Below are 23473 nucleotides of genomic sequence, written 5' to 3'. Positions count from 1 at the left end.
CTATTTCACCTTTCTTAACTGAGCAGGAGAAGTACCATACATCTTCTTAAATGCATAGGAAAAATGGGAGAGATCTTCAAAACCTACTTCGAGGTAAACATCAGAAGGTTTTGCTCCCTTTTTTTCTATGAGGTAATGTGCTTCCTGCAACCGTTTTTCCAATAGCCACCTCCCGGGAGAGTTATTAAAGATCTTTTCAAAATCCCGTTTAAAGGAAGTGAGGCTTCTTCCGGTTAAGTAACTAAAACGTTCCATGCTTACATTGAACCGGAAGTTCTGGTTCATGAATAACTCCAGATCTATTTTACCCGGATCACTAAAATCAAACAATACGTTTTTTAATTCAGGATTTGTTTTTAACAGCAGGAGCACGATCTCTTTCTTTTTCAGGAAAAGAAAATTATCCTGCTCTGCTGATGGCAGATCCAGATAAGGTGCTACAGACTGTATGTAGGTATGGAACAAAGGATTGGCATGGAGTGGTATGATGGCGCCAGAATTGATCACCTCATCTGCCGTGTAATTATATTCGGTGCTAAACTTTCGTAAAAAATCCTGCTCTAAAAGAATCGAGATCGTTTTGAATTTACCACCGGGAGGTGGCGTTTTGATATATTTAGCCAGGTGGTTCCTTCTTGCAAAACCATAATCCCCGGGACGTACGTTGTATTCTTTACTCCCATCAAACACCGTCATGTCGCCGGACACCAGGTACATAAAAAGATGCTCGGGTATGAACTGCTCCGGAGAAGCAGTTGGGCTAAAATGACAAGTATATGGTGTATTGGAAGATTCCATCAGGCCAGCAATTTAATATCTTCTATTTCCAGTACCTGCTTCGGATAACCCTTCAATACACTGTTGATCATAGCCAATCCCACCTCCCGTAGCGTAATTGCAGGGAATATCAACTTCATCAAAGGATATAAACTGCTGAGGACTTTATAAAAACCTTTCACATTCTGTTGTCCTGCCGTAGGCTTCATAAACCCGGGTCTGAAATTATAGGCTTTCTTAAAAGGCAGTTTCATGAGCGCGTTCTCTGTTTTACCTTTCACACGTGCCCACATGATACGGCCCTTTTCAGAACTGTCTGTATGGCTGCCGGATATATGACTGAAGATCATGCCGGGATTGAGGTCTGCCAGCGTGATAGCAAAATGCAAAGTGGTATCATAAGTAATGCGGCTGTAAGCAGCTTCATCCAATCCCCGGGAGCTGATACCTGCGCAGTAGAAACAGGCATCGTATCCCGTTAGCTGATCGGTTACATCGTTCAGCTGGAAGAAATCAGGCACAATGCATTCTTTCAGTTTGGGGTGTTTCAGGGTGGAGGGCTTACGGTTCACCATCAGTACCTGCTGTACATCAGGATGGTCCAGGCATTCCAGTAAAACCCCTTCACCCACCATACCCGTAGCACCTGTAATGATCACTTTTATCTTCATTACATGAATTTAAGATAAGAATCCTTAATAGAATTGATATAATCCTGATCGGGCATAGTGGACCTTGCTTTCATACGGTTTTTAAAATCCTCATTTCCCACTACATACCTTAATGTATCCGTTCCATCCGTTACTGCGGTATAGATAACTTCTGCTACTTCTTCAGAGGTTGCTAACCGCTGGCCCTGCAGGGTAGCAAACAACTGGCCGGCTGCGTTCAGAAATGGATTATAATCCGCAATAGGTGTTTTGCCAGAGAATTTTTCACCACTTACGTTGCTGAAGTTAGTGCTGGCACCACCAGGTTCAACGATCTTTACACCAATACCTAAGGCTGCGAGTTCAAATGATAATGCTTCAGAAAATCCTTCCAGTGCAAATTTGGATGCGGCATACAATGAGATCAATGGCAGTGTAAAACGTCCTGCACCGGAACTGATGTTAATAATAGTACCAGCTTTCTTTTCCCGGAAATGGGGGAGTATGGTGCGGATGGTATTCATCACGCCAAAAACATTCACATCAAACTGCATACTAACCTGGTCTTCCGGTGTATTCTCAAACAAGCCAAATTCTCCGTAACCTGCATTATTAACCAGTACATCAATTTGCCCGAATGTATCTATACCAATTTGAATAGCAGATGCGATGGTTGCTGGTTGTTGCACATCCAGTTTGGTAACAAGGATATTATCCAGTTTGGTCAGTTCCTGTTCTTTTTCAGGTGAACGCATCGTGGCGATCACGTTCCAGCCTTTAGCCGCAAAATGTATGGCGGCTGTTTTACCTAAACCGGAAGAAGTTCCGGTGATTAAAATTGTCTTTTTCATACACAAAGGTCAGTTGAAAAACAGGTACGCTGCTTTGTTGAGGAGTCCAGATTTTCTTTGTTGAGGAGCCCATCAACTATTTGGCACTATCCCTGTTATTAATAGCATATGAAAACCATTGAACAATCAGCTATAAATACCGTACGTGTGCTGGCAGCCGATGCCGTGCAGAAAGCAAAATCCGGCCATCCGGGAACGCCCATGGGACTTGCCCCTATTGGCCACATTTTGTGGACGGAAAGCATGAATTATAATCCACAGGATCCGGCATGGGCCAACCGGGACCGTTTCATCTTATCTGCCGGCCATGCCTGTATGCTGCAATATAGTTTCCTGTACCTCACAGGATATGATCTCACCCTGGATGATATTAAAAACTTCCGGCAGCTACACAGCAAAACAGCAGGCCATCCTGAATATGGATTGCTGGCAGGTATTGAAGTGACCACAGGTCCATTGGGACAAGGTTTTGCCAACGGAGTAGGGTTTGCCATCGCCCAAAAGTACATGGCAGAACGTTACAACAAACCCGGCTTTGATATTTTCGACTATAAGATCTACGCCATCTGCAGTGACGGGGATATCATGGAAGGCGTGTCGTCAGAAGCTGCATCCATAGCCGGGCATCTTCAGCTGGGTAATATCATTTACCTGTATGACGATAACCACATCACCATTGAAGGAAATACTGCCCTGGCATTTGATGAAGATGTGGCCAAACGTTTTGAAGCATATGGCTGGCATGTACAGGTATTGCCGGATGGTAATGATCTGGCTGCTTTATCTGCTGCTATTAAAAACGCACAGGCTGAGACCGGTCGCCCTTCCCTCATTAAAGTACGTACGCATATTGGTTATGGGAGTCCTAATAAAGTAGATACAGCTGCAGCACATGGTGCACCATTGGGAGAGGATGAAGTAAAACTGGTGAAGAAGAACTTTGGCTTTGACCCTGATAAATATTTTGTGATACCGGAAGATGTGGCGCAGTATTATCGGGAAGCAGGGCAGCGAGGAGTAAAAAAAGAACAGGAGTGGAAGGAGTTATACAAGTCCTATAAAGAAAAATATAAAGAGCTGGCAGAAGAGTACGAACTGATCAGCAGTGGTAAACTACCAAAAGGATGGCAGGAAAAATTACCTGTCTTCCAAGCCGGGGCAGAGAAGATGGCTACCCGTAAAGCTTCCGGTAAAGTACTGAACGCTATTGCAGATTATCTGCCTAATTTGTTAGGCGGTTCCGCAGATCTTTCTCCCTCTACAAATACAGACCTCGAAAAATACACATCGTTTTCAGCCACCAACCGCAGTGGCCGTATCTTTCATTTTGGGATCAGGGAACATGCCATGGGTGCTATATTAAACGGAATGGCCCTCAGTAAATTCCTCATTCCTTATGGCGCCACTTTCCTGATATTCTCTGATTATATGCGGCCGCCGGTACGCCTGGCCGCCATCATGGAAATTCGTCCTATCTTTATTTATACGCACGACAGTATTGGGCTGGGTGAAGACGGAACCACCCACCAGCCCATAGAGCAATTGGCCGGTTTAAGATCTGTGCCGAATTTAATAGTGATCCGCCCCGCAGATGCAAATGAAACGGTAGCCGCATGGCGGGTAGCGTTGGAACATACAACAGGCCCGGTTGCATTGATCTTAACCCGTCAGGAAATTCCTGTGATCGATCCAAAAAACTGTGAACTGGAAAAAGGCGCTTACATCCTTTCCGAATCAGAAAAAGCACCACAGGTTATTCTGATCGGTACCGGTTCTGAAGTACAATTGTTATTGGCCGCGCAACAGCAATTAAAAGGAGAAGATATTGCAGCCCGCGTAGTGAGCATGCCATCCTGGGAGTTGTTTGAAAAACAGGACAGTGCTTATAAAGAAAAAGTATTTCCAAAAGCCCTCAGGTTACGCCTCGCCGTGGAAGCCGGCTCCCCCTTAGGCTGGCAGAAGTACGTTACAGACGACGGAGATGTTATAGGTATCAATAAATTCGGTGAATCTGCCCCTGGCGAAGAAGTGCTGAAAGAATACGGATTCACCACAGAGAACGTGGTAAAAAAAGCTAAAGCATTACTTCATGGCAACCGCTAAAGTAAAAGTAATTTTTTCAGATGTAGGGGGTGTATTATTAAACAACGGATGGGGACACCAGTCCCGCAAAAAGGCGGCCCGTGCATTTGGACTGGATCACGAAGAGATGGAAGTCCTGCACAATTTCATTTTCAACGTCTATGAAATTGGCAAGATCACGCTGGATGATTACCTGGACAGGGTCGTCTTCAATCACCCGAGAGACTTTTCAAAACTGGATTTTAAAACATTTATGTTTGAGGAATCCATTGAGCTGCCGGACTTCCTGCAATGGTTTAAAGTCTGGAAGCAAACCTGTGGTTTCAGGGTTATTTCCGTGAACAATGAAGGGAGGGAACTGAATGATTTCCGCATAAAGAAATTCGGCCTGCATGATTGCTTCGATGCTTTTATTTCCTCCTGTGAAGTAGGGATGCGCAAACCGGACCCTGATATTTTTACTTTGGCGATGGGGATTGCGCAGGTATCGCCGGAAGAATGTGTATATTTTGACGACCGGTTGATGATTGTGCAGGCAGCTAATAAAATGGGGATCAGGAGTTTTCATCACCAGGATTTTTTATCCACCAAAAAGATATTGGAAGGGCTGATATGAAGCAACTTATCATATTTGATCTCGATGGAACTTTAGCGCAAAGTAAAGCTGCATTAGATGAAGAGATGGCATGGCTGTTAGAAGCTTTGTTACGGGTTAGTAAAGTAGCCATCATATCCGGTGGTGATTGGCCCCAGTTTGAAAAGCAGGTACTGTCTAAGATCACGGCACACGCCAACCTATCTATTTTACCCACCTGCGGCACTAAATATTACCAGTACACAGGAGAATGGAAACAACTGTATGCAGAGAACTTTTCTCCTGAAGAAAAAAAGAAGATCCTTACGCAGCTGAATGAGGTAGTAGAGATCCTGCACCCTGCAAAAATATGGGGTGAGCAGATCGAAGACCGCGGCAGCCAGATCACCTTTTCAGGATTAGGGCAGGATGCCCCGCATGAAGTGAAAAAAGACTGGGACCCAGATTTCGCCAAACGCAAAATAATCAAAGAAGCGCTGGACAAAACCCTCCCGGAGTTCTCTATCCAGATGGGCGGAGAAACATCCATTGATATCACTAAACCCGGTATTGATAAAGCTTATGGCATTCATAAACTGGAGCAAACATTAAACATGCCTGTGAAGGACATGTTATTCATTGGTGATGCGCTGTTTGAAGGAGGGAATGATCACCCTGCCCGGGAAACAGGTGTAGACTGTATCCAGGTAAGAGATCCACATGAAACAAAAAGGGTAGTGGAAGCGATCATTTATTGCCTGGGCGGTAGCTTGGCGCAATATGCAGCACGTTAGCACCCAAGGGTTGTTCCAAAACCCGCTCCAGTTTTTTATCATGCACCGTCACCAGGATTTCCACAGACCCCGTTCCCACAACAGCTTTTAAAAGGTGCCCTCCGTAAGCTTTAAAATCTTTGTCAGTTACCACGCCATGGGTGTGCAGCGAAACCTTTCCATCCTGCCAGGCAATAGAACCTTGCATGCTGGCCAATTCCACATTGTTGAACTCCTTCGGTTCATATTCTTTTGTGCTGAAATTAAAGAAGCCGAAGCGGGCATTGACAAAACCCATCCCGGAAAAATTGGCGGAGGGGATCTTTTCCTTAACAGCCAGTGATTCGATGTGCGCTAACACATCATCACCCTGCCGGAGTACCATCAGGTAACCTACCGGCACTTTTGTATAACGTTTGGTTGTGTCCTGTGCAACAACCTGGCCTGCAAAGAACAGGCAGAAGATCATGGTCATAAATTGTAGGTTTTTCATTTGATCTTATTAACAGGAGTCATGCCAGAATGTTGCGGCTGTTTAAATATCTGTGGACTCCCCGGACCGCAAAAACACCGTTCTATCCCTCGTTATCGCATTACCCATCAAAGCCTCCTTTAGCGTAGATTCCTTTTCCTTAAAATGAGACCATCCCCTGGAATGTATGGGAATAACTTTGTTCGGGTTTAATACACTCACCGCTTTAATAAGCCCTGCACTATCCATCGTATATTCCCCAAACCCGGAGAGGTAGCGGAATTGAACAGCTCCCACATGAAAAATACCAATATCGATCTTATATCTTCTGCCTACTTCATCTATTCCTTTAAAATAAACCGTATCGCCTGAGATATAAATAACACCATTCTCCTGCCCGTCAAATTCAATGACAAAACCGATCACTTTACCTGAAACAAATTCCGGTATCCAACTTGGACGATGTTGCGCAGGGGTGGCTGTGATCCTTAAGTTGGGCAATTTAGTGGTAGGGATAGATTGTGTTTGCCACTCCTTCAATCCTGTAATTCCATTGATGGCCTTACTCGCATTTATAGTAGAAAGTACATGGGGCACTTTTGCAGTGAAGGCCTTTCCATTGGTATCAAAATTATCTTTGTGCTGATGATGGCTGAGCAGGATCAGGTCAATATTGGTGAGGTCCCTCAGGGGCAAAGCAGGGTTGTCCAGTTTGCGGGATATGGCGCCAAACCCATGATGGTAAAGATGTTCTGCTGCATCCAGGGTAGGGTCTGTTAAGATCCTGTATCCTCCAATTTCAAGAAGGATGCAGGCAGTGTCGATATGTGTGATACTTATATTCATACAACCTGAAGGTTCAAAGTCGCAGTCGTTTTATACAACGCCATATTCGCCATAAAATGGATCCTGATCACTGTACCGATTTCTGATTCCATAATGAAGGTACCATTTATATCTTCCGTGAGGCCCTGCATAAATTTCAGTCCTAACCCGCTGTTGTGTTCCTCCTCAAAATCCGCAGGCAGCCCGATGCCATTATCAGCAATGATGAGTGTTATCTCATTATCAGGGGACTGTTCCATGCTAATAGTAATTTCCTGCCCTAATTCTTTCCCCGGAAAAGCATGTTTAATGGAATTGGTGATGGCTTCACTGATCACCAGGGTGATGGGCACTGCTTGTGATACATCCAGTTCCAGATGTGGTATCTCCAGGTGAATATGGATCCGCCGGCTTACATTAAAACGATCCCGAAGATGATGGACCAGTTCGGGTAGGTAAGAACGTACGTCAATAGAAGTCATGTTTTCCCGGAGATATAATTTCTGATGGATGAGGGACATCGCATATGCCCTGTTCTGACTATTCTGCACAGCAGATACAGATTGTGATTCCAGCAGGCTTACCAGCGTCTGCAAATTATTTTTCACCCGGTGATGCACTTCTTTTAATAACCATTCTTTCTCTTTAGCCAGGTATTGGAGGTCTGTGTTTTTATGATCGGCTTCCCGTTTCAGCCGGTATTGATTATAAAGTAATGCTGCGATGATGAGCAGGGAAAGCAATCCACCCAGCATAATATAACGTAAGAAACCCGATTGTTTTTGTTCCGCCTGTTGCAGTGTAAGTAATTTACTATCGTGGCTTTTCTTCTCTGTTTCATACTTCTCTGTTAACGCTTCCATTTGTTTGCGTTGGGAAACATTAATGATAGAGTCTTTATAAAATGCATATTGAACATGATACTGTAAAGCAGATGCATACCTCCCGGCGGCCGAGTCCAATTTAGAAAGCAACAGGTTAATACCGGCCAGGTTATCGATCTGCCCGGAAGTGAACGCAAGCGCCTTTTGAAGATAAGTTCTGGCTTTTGCACGCTGCCCCTGGTTAAAGTAAAAGAGAGATACACGATAGAACGCTTCAGGTGTTCCTCCATTAATATGTTGTGGGGGGAGCTGGTCTGCTATGGAAGTAAAAGTATTATAGTTCTCTTCTGCCAGTGCATTGTTTTGCTGCTGTTCGTAACAATACCCTTTAATTAATGCGAGATACATTTTATCGAAAGTGCTGGCGGGTGGAAAGGGGATCACCATTTCCTGTATGAGGGACAATGCTTCTTCCCCACGATTTAAATAAGCCAGCAAATGAGCTGCACTCATGAAACCTTTATACCAGAAGATCTGTGTTTCTAAACTTTTCTTGCCGGCATAGGATTTTTTAAACCAGGTTAATGCTTCCGCCGGTTTATCCAGGTGACTATACACATTTCCCATCTGCATGTAAAAAACACAGGCGAGTCCAACATCTCCTGTTTCCTGCATATTCTCTATTGATTGCCGTGTATAGGAGAGGGAGGTCATATGATCTCCTTTTTTAACTGCTAAGCCGGAAAGTGCATAGGTGGTATATAAAGTATGACGGAATCCGATAGCTTTCTGCAGCAGGAGTATTTCCTGTAATTGTCTCTCTGCAAGGGCAGGGTATGCATTGGCGATTTCCATCCTCACTTCCATTTCCTTTTCCTTCATTTGCTGTTTTCGGAAAAGTGCCAGTGAACTTTCGAGGTAACTTAATTTCCTGGGATCAGTAACAGGCAAATATTTCCCGTTAGCAAAGACATCACCTGTCTGTAAAAAACACCGCTGGCTTTCTGCTATATTACCTGCCTGGAAATAATATTTCCCCAGTAAATTGAGACTTTCTTTTTGCCATCCCGTTTCCACACTCAATGCCTGTGCCCGTTGAATAAAAAGTAAAGCGCTGTCCAGGTCTTTTTTTTCATTGCCTGGTTTGAAAAGATAATAAGCACCCAGCTCCAGCAGGATCCGCAGTTTGTTTTCCCCTTCTGTATAGTTAAGCACATTGGTAACGATCGCTATCTTCCCTGCATCTATCAGTTTGCTGGTAGGGGAGGTAACGCCATCACTGAACCCTTCATCATAAGGAAGCAAACGGGGCAGGCCATACATCCGGCAGGCAAGCAAGTTTGCGCTGTCCGTATCGATCTCACCCTGGCTTACACTATGAATAAAGTTACCTGTACCTGTCACTAACAGCCGTTGTTTAACGATATCGTAGCTGCTTTGAAGGGACTGGCCTTTAACTACGTTCTGTAAGAATATACATACGCATAGGAGAAAAAAACATCTTATCAAATATCGTATCATAAGTAGGGGAACCTGTGCTGCTAAGATACATTTTTAGATGAAACAATAATAGCCGTAAAGTATTGTTAATGCTGGATCATAAGGGGAATGCCTTTCTTGAAATTGGTGAAGTTAACACCGGAATTATTCTTAAAGAACTTACTGAAATGTGCCATGTCGTTAAACCCAAGTGCATACGCAATTTCCTTCATGCTGCGGTTGGAATAGATAGCCTGTTTTTTGGCTTCCGTTACCAGGTATTGCTGTATATGATAGCTGGCTGTATAACCGGAGATCTTTTTCACCACCTGGTTAAGGTAACTGGGTGTTACGTTCAGGGCATCTGCATAATCAGTGACCATTTTCTTTGTGATAAAATGCTCATGTAATAACTGCATGAATCGGCGAAGCAGTTCTGCATCTTTGGTAAAAGTGATCGTATAAGGGAATTTCCTGGAAGTATAAAGCAGGAAGATCTTAAATAACCCTTGCAGGATCTCTAACCGGAAGGAAAAGTAATTGACGAATTCCTTTCTCATTTTAATAAGGATCTCCTCTACCTCGTTTTGCGTTTCTTCATCTATCGCTATCTGCAAAGGCTGGTTTTGGTCAGACAACAGGGAAAAGCTCAGGGTAGTTTCCGCCAGGTAAAGAAAATCCGCGGACAGGGAAAGGTAATATCCTTCCATCCTTCCCATCGTGTTCAGTTTTCTTAACTGGCCGGGACGTAAACAATAGATCGTTTGATCCCTGATCTCGGATTCCTGTAAGTTTACCTGCAGGATGCCGGTGCCCCGTTTCACCCATAGGATTTCGTATGCAGATAATTTAGCGGCAGGCTGGTTTTTGGAAAACCATTCCAGTGTATGTATTTCAAACTGGCTGTTTGTTGATGTACCCATGTCCTGATATTTGAAGTACATTATTCAATTGCTGTGCCTTGTTTGTAATGCATTGAAAAACATTGATTTATGAGTGTTTTGAAGAATAGGATTAGTGATATATCAATAATTTTAACCGGAATGTTGATATTTCGCCAAAAAAGCCGGCGTGTAAAAAAGCCATGTAAAATTGAAAAAACATTGATTTTAATTGTAACTTAAGTATGGCTAAGGTGCCTTACCACATCCCTTCAAATTGTTTTGATTAACTCAAGTGAGGAGCGCACCCGTGAAATAGATTGTTTGAACCGCTATTATTGTATCAACCAGATCGTAACACATATAACAACATGTACGCCCATGCTTTTAACGCTACATTCCTATTCTATCCGGAAATTGCTACGCAGATCCCCGATAGTTCTTTTACTTTTTCCACTATTAACCGTTTTACCTTCTGATTCAAAAGCCGTCCCGTTTTTCCAGAACCAGCCACAGCAGCAGGCGCAGGGTAAGGTCTTAGATGCAGAGGAGGGTATTCCGCTTCCCGGGGTCACCGTGGAGAACCTGGTTAACCGCAAAGGAGTTTTAACGGATGCCAACGGTAATTTTACCCTGGCTGCCCAGGCAGGGGACAGTCTCCGTTTTACTTATATCGGGAAAAAACCCCTCGTGGTCACCTTTCGGGGGGCAGCACTCAATGTAAGGCTCGCCAATCTCGGAGGTCAATTGTCTGAAGTGGTGGTAACCGGTTTTCAGGACCTCGATAAACGAAAGTTTGCCGGATCCGCCGTTACCCTCAAAGCAGACGATGTTAAAATGGATGGGGTGATAGATGTGAGCCGCATGCTGGAAGGCCGCGCTGCTGGCGTATCCGTACAAAACGTATCCGGTTCCTTTGGCGCTGCGCCCAAACTGCGTATCCGTGGAGCCACTTCTATTAATGGAGATAACAAACCGCTCTGGGTAGTAGATAATGTAGTATTGGAAGACATTATTAATATCACCAACGATCAGCTGTCCAGCGGAGACCCCACCACTTTGCTGGGTTCCGCAGTAGCCGGATTGAATGCAAACGATATTGAAAGCTTCGCCATATTAAAAGATGCTGCCGCTACTGCCCTTTATGGTGCAAGAGCCATGAATGGTGTGGTAGTTATTACCACTAAAAAAGGACGGGTAGGTAAACCCCTCGTTAGTTATACTGGTAATTTCAGTACACAGCTGAAACCCACCTATGCGGATTACAATATCATGAACTCCTCCCAGCAAATGTCCGTACTGGCAGAGCTGGAAAGGAAAGGTCTCCTGAATCCCAATATCCTGGACCGCGCCAATAATGGCGTATACGGTAAAATGTATGAAGGCACCATTGCTGATGCCAACGGCCAGTATGCAGTGGTTAATACACCAGAGGGCAGGGCGGAGTTCCTGAAAAGATATGCCCGCGCAAACACAGACTGGTTCGATCTCCTGTTCAGGAATAACTTCATGCAGGAACATTCCCTGAGTGTTTCATTCGGTACAGATAAATCCCAATCCTATTTCTCTACCAGTTATTATGGTGATAACGGATGGACGATTGCCGACAATGTGAAACGTTACACCCTCAACTTCCGTAACAACTATAAGTTCTCCGATCGTTTGTCTGTTGGTTTTTCTACCCTGGCTTCCCTGCGGCAGCAAAGAGCACCCGGCTCTTTAGGCCGTCAGAGCAATCCGGTGGAAGGACAGTACGATCGTGATTTTGATATCAACCCTTTTAGTTACGCGCTGAATACCAGCCGCACCCTCACGGCGTTTGACCAGAATGGGAAAAGGGAATATTTCCGGCGGGAATTCGCCCCCTTTAATATCCTCACAGAACTGGAAAATAATTACCTGGATATTAATGTGTCTGACATTCGTTTGCAGGGAGATCTTTCTTACAAGATCACCAAAGACCTGCGTTATGAATTTGTAGGGGCCGTACGGTATGTGAAATCTTCCCGGGAACACCAGATCACGGAAAACGCCAATATGGCCAATGCTTACCGTGCCGCAGGCAATTCCACCATCCGCACAAATAACAGGTTCCTTTATCGCGATCCGGAAGATCCCGAAGCAGAACCTGTGGTAGTACTGCCTTATGGCGGTTTCTACAACAGAACGGAAGATCAGCTGATGAACTACGATTTCAGGAATAGTTTTAATTACGTTAAAACCATCCAGGAAAAACACGCATTGAACCTCTTAGCCGGTATGCAGGTGAAGTCAGCAGACAGGCAGAACTTTTCCAACACCGGTTATGGTTACCAATATGGCAACGGCGGAACACCTTTTGTGGATTACCGAATCCTGAAGCAAACCATCGAGAGCAATTTCCCGTATTATGGTATGAGCAAGGACTATGATCGCTTTGTAGCATTTTATGGTTCCGCAGGATACTCTTATAACCAGAAACTGAATTTCACCGGTACAGTGCGTTATGATGGTTCCAACCGTTTAGGTAAATCAACCCGCGCACGCTGGCTGCCGACATGGAGCCTTGCGGGTTCCTGGAACTTAGACGGAGAGCCGTTCATGAAAGAAGTAACATGGGTGGATTATCTCACACTGCGCGCATCCTATGGATTGACCGCCAGTATGGGACCTGCCACCAACTCCACGATCGTGTTAAGAAATATCAATACAACCCGTCCTTATCTCACAGAAGTGGAATCGGTGATCCAGCTGGCTAACCTGGAGAACCTGGACCTTACTTGGGAAAAGTCCTACACCGCTAACATCGGATTGGATGCAGGGCTCTTTAAGAATAAAGTGAACGTGAGTTTGGATGTATACCAGCGGAAAAGTTTCGACCTCATCAGTTTGATCCGCACTTCCGGTATCGGAGGGGAATCAGAAAAAGCGGCCAACTATGCCGATATGGATTCCTATGGTGCTGAAATACTGATAGGAGGGAACGTGATCAAAAAGAGGGACTGGGGCTGGAGAACGAACTTAACCTTTGGTTATAACGAAAACAAGATCACCAATGCCAGGAACAAACCCCGCATTTTTGATATGGTGCAGGCAGAAGGAGGTAACCGGGAAGGTTATCCTGTAAGAAGCCTGTTCTCCATAGATTTCAAAGGACTGGACCCTTACACCGGTTTGCCGCTTTTCATTGACGAAGAAGGTAAACAATCCGGCGCCGTATATCTTCAGGATCAGAACATCGATTATCTGAAGTATGAAGGACCGGTAGATCCCACTATCACTGGTGGTTTCTCCAACACCTTCAACTATAAGAATTTCTCCCTGAATGTATTCGTTACTTACCAGGCAGGCAACAAGATCAGGCTCTATCCTGCTTTCAGAACATCCTACACAGATCTGGATGCCATGCCCAAAGAATTCTTTGATCGTTGGGTGATGCCGGGAGATGAACGTTATACCAAAGTGCCTTCCATCTATGGTGCCTTTGAACAATCCAGGCTGGATGGAGCGTATCCTTATAACAACTACAACTATTCAACAGAAAGAGTGGCCAAAGGAGATTTCATCAGGTTGAAAACAGTATCGCTCAGTTATAATTTAACACCCGCGGTGCTGAATAAACTAAAGATGAACAGCCTCAGCGTAACTGCTGCAGCTACCAACCCCTGGCTGATCTATGCGGATAGTAAACTGAAAGGGCAGGACCCGGAATTCTTTAACTCCGGAGGTGTGGCATTACCGATCCAAAAACAATTTACACTCTCGCTGAAAGTGGGTATTTAATTGCATCAACATGAAGAGACTATCTATATATACATTCGTACTGCTCGCTTTTACAGCCAATGGTTGTAAAAAATTCCTCGAGAAACCACCGGATAACCGGGCAGAATTGCAATCACCGCAACAGGTATCCCAGTTATTGGGCACTGCCTATCCACAGGCCAATTACATGTCGTTCACAGAATCCTCTTCGGATAATGTGGCAGATAAAGGAGCAGGTACCCTGGAAAATGTAAACGGAGATCCATTCCAGTTCATGGATGTACGAGATGATCAGGAGGACTCTCCGGAGTTTTACTGGAATGCTTGTTACAAGGCCATCGCCGTAGCAAACCTTGCTTTGGAAACTTGTGAAAAAGCACCGAATCCCCAGGACTACCAGGCGCAGAAAGGAGAAGCTTTATTATGCAGGGCGTACGCACATTTTATGCTCGTTACTTTCTTTGCAGAAACATACGATCCCGCTACCGCCGCTACCAGCCCTGGCATTCCATATGTAACAGAGCCGGAGAAAACAGTGATCAAACAATATGATCGTGGAACAGTGGCAAGCGTATATGAGATGATAGAAAGAGACCTCACCACAGGTATACCGCTGTTAGATGATACAAAATATACCATCCCCGGTTATCACTTTACGAAAAAAGCAGCCAATGCTTTTGCTTCCCGCTTTTACCTCTTCAAACGGGATTGGGCAAAAACAGTGGCATTTGCCAGCATCGTATTCAATAATAGTGATCCCACCAATGTGTTGCGGCCGTGGAATACCACTTATAAAACAATGACCTACCTGGAACTGTATGCCGTATATGCTAAAGCTACCGAACCGGCTAACCTGCTGTTGGTAGAAACACCTTCTATCTGGGGCCGTTATTATTACTCTTACAGGTATGCACTCAATTCTCCCAAACAAAGAGAGATCCTGGGAAACAATGTTACAGGAGGAGAATGGGGCTTTAATTACCAGACATATACGGTTGGCTCAGATAATTTCCTGCTCCCAAAGATCAATGAATTCTTTGTACGCAATTCCGTGAATGCCAGCATAGGCAACGCTTATGTAATGGTGCCTTTATTTACTACGGAAGAGGTATTGTTCAACAGGGCAGAAGCATATGCCCAACAAAATAATACGGGTGCTGCCATCGCCGATCTGAATATTTATGCAGCTACACGTATTAATAATTATAACGCAGCAGCTCATATCATCACCAATGCCAAGGTCCTGAACTTTTATGGCGGTGGTAATCTGCAGACAGCGGTAATAAGGACCATCCTTGATTTCAAACGGGCAGAATATGTGCAGGAAGGAATGCGCTGGTTTGATATCCTGCGGTACAGGATCCCGGTTACGCATACCACTTTCACCGGCCAGGCCGTAACGCTCACTGCGAACGATCCAAGAAGATTGTTCCAGTTGCCGCAATCAGTTTCAGTGTCAGGTTTAACACCTAACCCACGTTGATCATTAAACGAATCAGAACATGAAGCATCTTAAAATATTATTGATCCTTTTATTCGCTGCGTTGATTTCCTGCAATAAGGAAGATGCATTGGGCGATGTAGATAATATCCCCGGCCTCGGTGGGGATACCTGGACGAAAGGTCCTATTGACGTATGGATCCAGGATAACCTGGTAACGCCGTTGAATGTATCCGTAAAATATAAATGGGATCAGGGGGAACTGGAGTTTAACAAAACACTCGTTCCGCCAAAAGAGGAAAAGATCGTACCCGTGTTAAGCGCCATCAAAGACGTGTGGATCAAAAATTATGAAGCAGTAGCCGGCCCTCTTTTCATGCCGCGTTATTGCCCCAAATTTTTTGTACTCGTAGGTAGCGCCAGTTATAACCTGGATGGTACCATTACACTGGGTACCGCAGAAGGTGGTCGTCGTATTATGTTATACGTAATGAATGATTTCAGGAGTAAAGGAATGCCGGGATATGTGGTATCTGATTCCTTTAATCTGAAAATGATGTTCCATACCATTGAACATGAATTCGGTCATATCCTGCACCAGAATGTATTGTACCCGCCGGAATTCAAACGGATCTCCGTAGGGCAATACACTGCCAACTGGAATAATATATCTGACGGAGAAGCACTGAGTGATGGTTTTATCACCGCTTATGCTATTTCAGCACCCGATGAAGATTTCGTGGAAATGATCGCCATGATGCTGATAGAAGGTAAACAGGGATTTGATCATCTGCTCAATAATATTACAGAACCTGGTGCCAGTGGTATTACACCAGATCAGGCAAGAAGCAGGCTGCGGCAGAAAGAAGCCATCGTCGTCAACTACTTCGCCACTGTATGGAAAATTAATTTTTACGACCTGCAGGCGCGCACAAGAGCCTCTATTGAATCACTGATCAGGTAACCTGTTAAAATCTAAAAGATGAAAAGAACTTTATTATATTTCATGATAGGCCTGATCGGATTTTCTTCCTGTAAGAAAGATGATGATCCTATATTCAGTGAATCACCCGATGCCCGGATCAACAGAGTATTGGGAGAGTACCAGACTGCCCTGGCAGGTTCGCCAAACGGCTGGAATGCCGAACTGAGAACTGCCGCCGGTGGCATTTATCATTTCCATTTCAGTTTCAATAATGACAACCGCGTGTTGATGTTTGGAGATGTGGATACGATCACTGCCCTGACCCGCAAAGAAAGCAGCTTCCGGCTGAAAGCACTGCAGCAGCCAGCACTCATTTTTGATACTTATTCTTATCTGCATCAATTGGCTGATCCTGATGGCTCAGTAAATGGAGGAGAATATGGAGAAGGGTTGTCTTCTGATTTCGAATTCTCACTGGATACATTGACCACAGACAGCATCAAACTCACCGGCCGTTTCAAGGGTAGTAAAATGGTGATAAAAAAAGCTACGCAGCAGGATCTGCAGTCATGGCAAAGCGGGCAATGGAAAAATTCGCTGCTGTTTGAATATAGCAGCTCACGCATCCTCAACTATTTCAAAAGATTAGTGATCGGCGCCACCTCTTACGAAATAAGAGTAAACCCTTTAACAAGAACAGTCACCTTTATATGGGTAGATGGAGGTGGAGTAGGACGTCAGTTTACAACAGGTTATTATTTTACCAGCCAGGGTGTGCAACTTGTATCGCCGTTGGTAAATGGCGCTACAACGATCAGCGCACTCACCAATATAAGCTGGAATCCCACTGCTACTGTATTTAATTTGAATATCAATGGTGGTGCCGCCGCTACAATAGCAGGAGCAATTGCACCAATTATCAGAGACCTCAACAGCCCAACCCGCTGGTGGCAAACAGTTGGAACTGTGCAAAGACGATGGGTTTCCCTGCAAGGGTTCCATGTGAATGGCGTAGATGATGCATTTAAGATCACAGAGATCCCCGGTTTTCTATACCTCGGTTTCTTTGCAGAGTTTGGTACTTCCGGCGGAGTGAGATATGATCTGGCCGGATATGTATTGCCGGACGGAGGAGCACCCACTATCTTTTTTGGTACAGCTTTCAGGGCACCTGTATTCAGCACGGATGGAAGAATTGGTTTCCGTTACCTCGGAGATCTGGGAGATATCCCGCCGGATTCGGAAGATGCCTATATAAATACGGCTATACAATTCCTCAGTCCGCAGGGATATTATCTGATACAAACAAGTGCTACCACGTATGATATGGTGAGTGCGTTAGATGCAAAAGCGTGGATCAGCTGGTTTCGTTAAAACATTAGGAACGTCTTTACCTATTTTATAACCAATTCAACTTTTTTTTATGAAGAGCATTACGTCCAGAATCTTATACGTCTCGCTGATGGCTGTGGCAGTATTTTTTGTTTCCTGTTCCAAAGATGGATCCGCTGGCCCTGCCGGCCCCGCTGGTCCTGCCGGTCCTGCTGGCCCTGCTGGTCCCGCCGGCCCTGGTGGAGCAGCTGGAAATCCCGGAACAGCCAATGTTATCTATTCCGCATGGCTGGACGTACCGTTCACAGTGGAAAAAGATGGAGCAGATACGATCGGTTTTTATGCCACTATTCTTGCACCTAAACTTACAAGTGATATATTGAATAATGGGGAAATAAAAGTTTATTTAAATTGGGGAACAGCAGCAGCCCAGTTAGTGGATCCACTGCCCATGTTTGATATTTACCTCGGTGGAGGACTCAGTATTACCACTACTTTCTCAGTAGGACAAATTGACCTTTATTCCACCCATTTCATGAGTACTACTGTAAACCAGCAAGGAGCAAAAGTTCGGCAATACCGCTACGTGCTCATCCCTGGTGGCCAGGCAGCCAGGCAGGCACCTGCTGTTGATTGGAACAATTATCTTGCAGTCAAAGCATACCTTGGTATAAAAGATTAAGCATAAAAAGAAAAAGAGGCATAACGCCTCTTTTTCTTTTTAATCAATTCCCTGTAAATGGGAGAGATGTTGTTTTAATGTTTTTAACGCACGGTTCATATGAACCTCAATAGTCCCCGTACCTATATTCATCCGCGCCGAGATCTGTTTGTAACTCATCGCGTGTTCTTTATGTAAACGAAAAATGATCTGCTGCTGACGCGGCAGTTTTTTAATGGCGCTCTGGATAGCCATGTTCAACTCCCTGTTCTTAAAACAATCTTCCGGAGAATCTACCGTTTCTTCCGGCTGATGTTTGGAAAGGGACGCATTTTTCCTCGCTGCACTTCTCACCTCGTCCAGGAATATATTTCGCGCATAGCGCTTCAGTAAATTAATAATGGTGTGATCATCCTGCACCTGGTCAATATTCTTCCACAACCGGATATAAGTTTCCTGCATGATATCCTCACTCAGCTGTTTGTTATTACACAGCAGATACAGGGACGCATATAAACGATCAAAAGTTTCCTCCACAATGCGCTTAAATCGTTGTTGCGATATATTACGAATCGACGTCATTTCTGCAAAGCTACAGTTCGAAAGTTAAGCAAAAGTTAAGAATTGTAAAGTATGTATAGGCATTTTAATTAAAAAACGTGTTCTATGCATATGAACCGAGAATTACTGGAAAGGTTTTTAAAGGGAGAAACAACACCAGCCGAAAATCAGCAGGTGGAATTATGGTTGCAGGACCAGCCGGAAAACTGGCTGGAAAACTTGATGGAACAAGGCTGGGAGCAGCCTTCCGTTATAATGCCGGAGGAAGAAAAGGCCGAAATGATAGCCGGTATTATGAGCCATACCCGCTCTCCCTGGAAAGGATTTATCCGTATCGCCGCACTGGTAGCTGGTTTACTGGTAACCGCCGGAGGCGCCTGGTATTTTGTACAGGGACCTGAAAAAGTGAACCTGGTGGCTGTGAAAGTACCTTTTCATACCACCAAAAAACTCACCCTGCCAGATAACACTGTCATTACCCTTAATGCTGGTAGTATCTTAACTTATCCGGAACGCTTTATAGGAGATACAAGAGAAATTACGCTGGAAGGGGAAGGTTTCTTTGAAGTAGCCACGGACGCCGGCAAACCTTTTATCATTCATGCAGGAGGCCTCAATACCACCGTATTGGGTACCTCTTTTAATATTACGGCTTACAGAAATTCGCCGCAATTGTCCGTAACCGTATTAACCGGAAAAGTGGCAGTGATGGATACGCTTTCTCAAAAAAGCGTGACCGTGCTCCCTAATCAAAGAGCCACTTTTAATCCGGACAAAGCCACATTAATTACATCCATTGTAGATAAACCGGAAAATGCCATCGCATGGAGTGAAGGCAAACTCATCTTCGAAGAAACGCCATTAGCAGAAGTGGCGGAAAGATTATCCTACAAGTATAACGTTCAGATCGTTCTGGTAGGCAAGAACCTGTCCGATTGCCGTTTCAACGGTGAATTCGATACAGAGCCACTGGAAGAGATCCTGAAGATCATTACCACTTTAACCAAAACGAAAATTAAAAGAGAAGGAACAATGATCCATCTCTCAGGAAAGGGATGTAAGTAACCGTCCCGGGACAGATTTATTCACTATTAATACGAAGCTATGTTCAAAGAGTCTCTTTAAGTCTATGAAATGGTTGTGGAAATATATTGCCCAACCACGGAAATTATCTCATGTACGGACACATTATAATCAATCAAAGTTATGTGGAAAAAACTATTCCTGGCTTTCACTGCCATCGTTATGATCATGGCTACTTCCCTGGAAAGTAAGGGCCAGACGGATCTGTCAAAGAAGATCACCGTCAATTTTAAGAACACGCCTTTAAAGGACGCGTTAAAAACAATCACCAAAGAATCCGGCGTGCCATTTGTATACACGTCTAACGACGCCGCTTTTCAGGCGCCCGTAAATTTATCCGCTGCCAATGAACGTGTGGATGCTGTTATTAAAAAGATCCTCACACCACTGCAACTGGATTTTCAGGTAGTATCGGGTAAAGTGCTGATCGAAAAAGCAAAGGTTAAACCGCCTGTGGTGGCAGATAGTAAGCCCATTCGCGTAAAAGGCAGAGTAACAGATGCTTCTACAAGAGAACCAGTGCCCGGTGTTTCTGTTGGCGTAAAAGGTGCCGGCATTGGTACTTCCACCAATGAAAAAGGAGAATTCGAACTCGCTAATGTACCGCCCAAAGGCTCACTGGTATTTACGATCATAGGATACACCCGTTATGAGGAAGCCGTGAACGGACAAGGAAGTATAGAAGTATCCCTCTCCACTTTAGCCAGCGAACTCAGCGAAACCGTGGTAATAGGTTACGGTACAAAAAAGAGGAAAGATCTCACCGGATCTATTGGAAGTGTAAGCATGGAAGACATGAACAAAGCCCCCGTTTCTTCTTTTGATGAAGCATTGGCTGGTCGTGTTGCCGGTGTGCAGGTTTTTTCCGCAGAAGGGCAGCCCGGAACAAATGCCAGGATCGTTATCCGTGGTAACAACTCACTCACACAGGACAACAATCCCCTGTATGTAATAGATGGATTCCCCATCGAAACACCAGATAATAATATCCTGAATCCGGATGATATTGAAACCATCGATGTATTGAAAGATGCATCCGCCACTGCCATCTATGGTGCCAGGGGAGCAAACGGTGTAGTGATCATTACTACCAAAAGAGGTAAACTCGGTGCCCCCGTTATTCGTTACAATACCTGGTATGGAATGCAGCAGAACATCCAGGATATCCCTGTCATGAATGCTTACGAATTTGTGAAATTGCAGCAGGAGATAGGAGCAGGTGATCTGGACCTCACTTACCTGGCCAATGGCGCAACGGTAGACGATTACAAAAAAGTGGAAAGCATCAACTGGCAGAAAAAGCTCTACCGTGTAGCGCCTATGCAGAATCATTCTGTTTCTATGTCCGGCGGTACGGAAAAAACAAAGTATGCCGTATCCGGCCAGATCCAGGATCAGCAGGGAACTATTATCAACTCTGGATTTAAACGTTACCAGGGTAAGGTGAGCCTTGATCAGCAGGTGAATGATAAATTTAAAGTAGGGGGTAACATTAGCTATACCACTACAAAAACCACAGGAACATCTCCGTCTGCACTCAGCGGTTCCTCCATGAATAATCTCCTGTACAGTGCATGGGGTTACAGACCTGCCGGCCCTATTAATTCTTCCAAACCTATCAATGAAGATTTTGAAGATGAACTGATAGATGATATGGTGAATTCTGGTACGGACTATCGGATCAATCCTTTCCTCAGCGCGGAGAATGAATATCGTTTACGGAATGTAAACAACCTGATCGCAAACGGTTTCGGAGAATACAGAATCCTGCCGGATCTGATGTTGCGCGTATCAGGAGGCATCAATAAGAACACACAACGCAGTGATGCTTTCAATAATTCATTAACAAGAAGCGGTAACCCCAACACCGTATATAAAGTGAATGGATCTATCACCTATGTTGAATCTTCCACCTGGCTCAATGAAAATACGCTGGTGTATGATAAGAAAATAAACAGGGATAATATCCTGAACGTAGTAGCTGGTTTTACGATGCAAGGTAATAAGAGCAGCCTGTACGGAATGTCCGCCAACCAATTGCCAAATGAAAGCCTTGGCCTGAGCGGGCTCAGCCAGGGTGTGCCACAACCCGTAACTTCCCGGGAATCTGAATGGTCAATGGCCTCCATGCTGGCAAGGGTGAACTATACTTTTAAAGACCGTTATTTATTTACCGCCTCTTTCCGCTCTGATGGTTCTTCCAAATTCAGGTCTACCAATCAATGGAGTTATTTCCCTTCTGCCGCTTTTGCATGGAAGATCAAAAACGAAAAGTTTATGAAAGACGTTCGTTTTATCAATGATGCAAAATTACGCACCAGCTGGGGGATCACCGGAAACAACCGGGTGAGTGAATATGCTACTTATGCTTTGCTCGATTTCGCCACACGTAATTCCTACTATTCATTTAACAATGAATTGCAGCAAAGTGCTATCCCTACTTCACTGGCCAGTCAGGACCTGAAATGGGAGAACACTGCACAAACAGATGTAGGGCTGGATGTGGATTTTTTCAAATCCCGTATATCCCTCTCCGTAGATTATTATAAGAAAACAACTTCAGATCTCCTGCTGAATGCAAAACTTCCTCCCACCACCGGTTATGGAACTGCATTCAAGAACGTAGGCAAAACAAGTAACGAAGGATTGGAGATCTCACTGAACACAGTAAATATTAAAAACCAAAATGGTTTCAGCTGGAGCAGTGGTTTCAATATCTCCTTCAATAAAAGCAAGATCCTCGCGCTGACGCAAAACCAGGAATCACTTTCTTCTTTCATGAGCTGGGACTCCTGGTATGCCACAGTTCCTTTATACTTAGCTAAGATCGGCCAGCCCATGGGGCAATTCTATGGCTTTATATGGGATGGTGTATATCAGTATGACGACTTCAACAAACTTCCCAACGGTACTTATCTGCTAAAAGATGACAGGCCTACCAATGGTAATACCCGCCCGGCTATTAAACCCGGAGACATCAAATACAGGGACCTTAACGGAGATGGTGTAGTAAATGTGGACGATCGTACCATTATCGGAAGAGGCCTGCCCAAACACATCGGCGGTTTTACCAATAATTTCAGGTATAAGCGTTTTGATCTCAACGTTTTCTTCCAATGGTCTTACGGTAACCAGATCATGAACGGTAACCGGATCAATTTTGAAACCGGCAATAAATCCTACCTCAACCAGTATAAAAGTTTTGAAAGCAGGTGGACGCCGGAAAATACAGAAACTACCATGCCGCGTGCAGGTGGCCAGTTCGGATATGTTTATTCCACGCGCACACTGGAAGACGGATCTTTCCTGCGCCTGAAAACAGTCAACCTGGGATATAATTTGCCGGCAGAACTTTTAAAAAGAGCAAAGATCAAGAGCCTGCGGTTATATGCCTCAGCACAAAACCTCATCACCTGGACAAAATATTCCGGTTCAGATCCTGAAGTAGGTATTGGTTATTCAGCCCTCACACCCGGATTCGATTATTCTTCTTATCCACGTGCCCGGACGATCACTTTCGGTCTTAACATTAATTTATAAA

General features: G+C 44.6%; 18 protein-coding genes. 10 read left to right on the top strand and 8 right to left on the bottom strand.

What is annotated here, in order from left to right; all coding sequences use genetic code 11:
• Genes GFS24_RS19345 through GFS24_RS19335 form a run of 3 tightly spaced genes read right to left on the bottom strand, consistent with a single transcriptional unit; the run spans position 1 to position 2278 of the window.
• A complete protein-coding gene (locus GFS24_RS19345) occupies positions 1-798 on the bottom strand; it encodes an AraC family transcriptional regulator (RefSeq protein WP_153662248.1) in 798 nt (265 codons plus the stop codon).
• Entirely contained in the window at positions 798-1448 is a 651-nt protein-coding gene (locus tag GFS24_RS19340) for an NAD-dependent epimerase/dehydratase family protein (protein WP_153662246.1), read from the bottom strand. The genes GFS24_RS19345 and GFS24_RS19340 overlap by 1 nt, the downstream gene beginning before the upstream one ends.
• A complete protein-coding gene (locus GFS24_RS19335) occupies positions 1448-2278 on the bottom strand; it encodes an SDR family oxidoreductase (RefSeq protein ID WP_153662244.1) in 831 nt (276 codons plus the stop codon). Before GFS24_RS19335 ends, GFS24_RS19340 begins: the two co-directional genes overlap by 1 nt.
• 108 nt (positions 2279-2386) lie before the next feature.
• Between GFS24_RS19335 and tkt the strand changes: the two genes are divergently transcribed.
• From tkt to GFS24_RS19320, 3 genes are read left to right on the top strand one after another with little or no spacing between them, the layout of a single operon-like run.
• Positions 2387-4381 (top strand): transketolase, encoded by a 1995-nt coding sequence (gene tkt / locus GFS24_RS19330; protein ID WP_153662242.1) that lies wholly within the window; start codon positions 2387-2389, stop codon positions 4379-4381.
• Complete coding sequence (locus GFS24_RS19325) at positions 4368-4976, top strand: HAD family hydrolase (RefSeq protein ID WP_153662240.1); 609 nt, start codon at positions 4368-4370, stop codon at positions 4974-4976. The genes tkt and GFS24_RS19325 overlap by 14 nt, the downstream gene beginning before the upstream one ends.
• Positions 4973-5728: an HAD-IIB family hydrolase gene (locus GFS24_RS19320; protein ID WP_153662238.1), complete on the top strand. Its 756-nt coding sequence runs from the start codon at positions 4973-4975 to the stop codon at positions 5726-5728. Before GFS24_RS19325 ends, GFS24_RS19320 begins: the two co-directional genes overlap by 4 nt.
• On the opposite strand, the gene GFS24_RS19315 is transcribed toward GFS24_RS19320, so the two are convergent.
• The 4 genes from GFS24_RS19315 to GFS24_RS19300 all read right to left on the bottom strand — a co-directional run bounded on the left by GFS24_RS19315 (position 5682) and on the right by GFS24_RS19300 (position 10230).
• Positions 5682-6200, bottom strand: coding sequence for a PPC domain-containing DNA-binding protein (locus GFS24_RS19315; RefSeq protein WP_253906535.1), 519 nt, complete (start codon positions 6198-6200; stop codon positions 5682-5684). The genes GFS24_RS19320 and GFS24_RS19315 overlap by 47 nt on opposite strands.
• Before the next feature lie 42 nt (positions 6201-6242).
• Positions 6243-7025 carry an MBL fold metallo-hydrolase gene (locus tag GFS24_RS19310; RefSeq protein WP_153662236.1) on the bottom strand — a complete coding sequence of 261 codons (783 nt, stop codon included), beginning with the start codon at positions 7023-7025 and terminating at the stop codon, positions 6243-6245.
• Complete coding sequence (locus tag GFS24_RS29485) at positions 7022-9232, bottom strand: sensor histidine kinase (RefSeq protein ID WP_173003126.1); 2211 nt, start codon at positions 9230-9232, stop codon at positions 7022-7024. The genes GFS24_RS19310 and GFS24_RS29485 overlap by 4 nt, the downstream gene beginning before the upstream one ends.
• Positions 9233-9414: 182 nt before the next feature.
• Complete coding sequence (locus GFS24_RS19300) at positions 9415-10230, bottom strand: AraC family transcriptional regulator (RefSeq protein WP_173003125.1); 816 nt, start codon at positions 10228-10230, stop codon at positions 9415-9417.
• A gap of 339 nt (positions 10231-10569) precedes the next feature.
• Between GFS24_RS19300 and GFS24_RS19295 the strand changes: the two genes are divergently transcribed.
• Genes GFS24_RS19295 through GFS24_RS19275 form a run of 5 tightly spaced genes read left to right on the top strand, consistent with a single transcriptional unit; the run spans position 10570 to position 18309 of the window.
• Positions 10570-13950 (top strand): SusC/RagA family TonB-linked outer membrane protein, encoded by a 3381-nt coding sequence (locus GFS24_RS19295; RefSeq protein WP_153662230.1) that lies wholly within the window; start codon positions 10570-10572, stop codon positions 13948-13950.
• Between the two features lie 10 nt (positions 13951-13960).
• A complete protein-coding gene (locus GFS24_RS19290; RefSeq protein WP_153662228.1) occupies positions 13961-15412 on the top strand; it encodes a RagB/SusD family nutrient uptake outer membrane protein in 1452 nt (483 codons plus the stop codon).
• Positions 15413-15431: 19 nt separating this feature from the next.
• Complete coding sequence (locus GFS24_RS19285) at positions 15432-16334, top strand: putative zinc-binding metallopeptidase (protein WP_153662226.1); 903 nt, start codon at positions 15432-15434, stop codon at positions 16332-16334.
• Positions 16335-16352: 18 nt separating this feature from the next.
• On the top strand, positions 16353-17669 hold the full coding sequence (locus GFS24_RS19280; RefSeq protein ID WP_153662224.1) for a DUF4302 domain-containing protein: 1317 nt from the start codon (positions 16353-16355) through the stop codon (positions 17667-17669).
• 49 nt (positions 17670-17718) lie between these two features.
• On the top strand, positions 17719-18309 hold the full coding sequence (locus GFS24_RS19275; RefSeq protein ID WP_153662222.1) for a hypothetical protein: 591 nt from the start codon (positions 17719-17721) through the stop codon (positions 18307-18309).
• Between the two features lie 39 nt (positions 18310-18348).
• Here GFS24_RS19275 and GFS24_RS19270 read toward each other — a convergent pair whose 3' ends face one another.
• Positions 18349-18870 carry an RNA polymerase sigma factor gene (locus tag GFS24_RS19270; RefSeq protein WP_153662220.1) on the bottom strand — a complete coding sequence of 174 codons (522 nt, stop codon included), beginning with the start codon at positions 18868-18870 and terminating at the stop codon, positions 18349-18351.
• Positions 18871-18954: 84 nt separating this feature from the next.
• Between GFS24_RS19270 and GFS24_RS19265 the strand changes: the two genes are divergently transcribed.
• Positions 18955-19914, top strand: coding sequence for a FecR family protein (locus GFS24_RS19265; protein WP_153662218.1), 960 nt, complete (start codon positions 18955-18957; stop codon positions 19912-19914).
• Positions 19915-20055: 141 nt separating this feature from the next.
• Positions 20056-23472, top strand: coding sequence for a TonB-dependent receptor (locus tag GFS24_RS19260; RefSeq protein ID WP_253906534.1), 3417 nt, complete (start codon positions 20056-20058; stop codon positions 23470-23472).
• Position 23473: the final 1 nt, after the last annotated feature.

It is taken from the genome of Chitinophaga sp. SYP-B3965, from assembly GCF_009647655.1.
GTDB lineage: Bacteria > Bacteroidota > Bacteroidia > Chitinophagales > Chitinophagaceae > Chitinophaga.
The sequence above is the reverse complement of the archived record's forward strand: the minus strand, read 5'-3'. Positions and strand labels throughout refer to the sequence as shown.